This window comes from Cellvibrio sp. (genome assembly GCF_053579595.1).
Window position 1 is genome coordinate 11,576 of record NZ_JBRFPI010000094.1, and the last position, 1,400, is coordinate 12,975.

Consider the following 1,400-nt stretch of genomic DNA (forward strand, 5'->3'; position numbering starts at 1 on the left):
ATATAAAACAACTAAGGCATGTGCTTGTGTGTCGCTGACCAGCGCCTGCAAATCTTCATCAAAAATTTCATGCTTTTTATCGGCAAGATCTTTGAATTTTACGAACGCAGCATTGAGTGCATCAATGTCGGCAAAGCTAATCCCCAGTGCTTCAAAACGCGCTTTTACCGCCGCACGCCCGGAATGTTTTCCCAGCACCAGCTTATTTGTATTCCAGCCCACATCTTCTGCACGCATGATTTCATAAGTTTCACGATGTTTTAAAATACCATCCTGATGAATGCCCGATTCATGTGCAAAGGCATTAGCGCCAACAATGGCTTTATTGGGCTGAACAGGAAAGCCGGTAATACTGGAAACCAAACGGGAGGTCGGCACTATGTGGCTGATATCGATACGGGTTTCAACGGGCATTAAATCCTTGCGCGTTTTAACCGCCATCACAATTTCTTCAAGCGCTGCGTTGCCAGCGCGCTCACCCAGACCATTTATCGTGCATTCAACTTGTCGCGCACCGTGCATAACGGCAGATAGTGAATTGGCAACGGCAAGACCGAGATCGTTATGGCAGTGGGTAGAAAAAATAGCCTTATCTGAGTTGGGAATTGCCTCAATCAAACGGCGAAACAACAATCCGTATTCACCTGGTTCACCGTAGCCAACAGTGTCCGGTATATTGATTGTGCGAGCGCCCGCATCAATTACCGACTCAATAATGCGACACATAAAATCGAATTCTGAACGGCTAGCATCTTCGAGGGAGAACTCAACATCATCGGTAAATTGCCGTGCTAATTTAATCGCCGCCACCGCCTGCTCTAATACTTTGGGAGGCTCCATTTGCAGCTTGTATTTCATATGAATCGGTGACGTTGCAATAAAAGTGTGGATACGGCCAGAGTTTGCAGGTTTTATTGCTTCGCCAGCGCGCTCAATATCGCCCTTTATCGCACGCGCCAAACTGCACACAGTTGAATCTTTAATAACTTCAGCCACAGCACGAACCGACTCAAAATCTCCTTGGCTCGCAATTGCAAAACCTGCTTCAATAACATCAACATGCATTTTTTCCAGCATCTTTGCGATACGCACTTTCTCATCGCGGGTCATAGATGCACCGGGGCTTTGCTCTCCGTCACGCAAAGTAGTATCGAAAATAACAAGCTTATCTTTTTGAGTCATATACATTAGCTCGGAAAAATTTGACCAATTATAGATCAATAGCACTATTAAAACGCATTAAAGTCTTTGCGTAAGCTATGGGGTTTATTCATGCAGACAAAGATCAATAAAAATATGGTTGTAAGAGCTGAAAATTGAAAAGTCGTATCCGAAGTAAAATTTCGCATAAAAAAACGCCCTGCAGTTACCTGGAGGGCGTTTTTAGTATTAGAAGCTTG

Annotated in this window: 1 protein-coding gene; it reads right to left on the reverse strand. The window is 44.4% G+C overall.

The annotated features are described in order from the left end of the window. The coding region (locus tag ACWA6V_RS08095) for a 2-isopropylmalate synthase (RefSeq protein ID WP_449522005.1) at window positions 1-1,182 on the reverse strand (1,182 nt) is incomplete at its 3' end. Window positions 1,183-1,400: the final 218 nt, after the last annotated feature.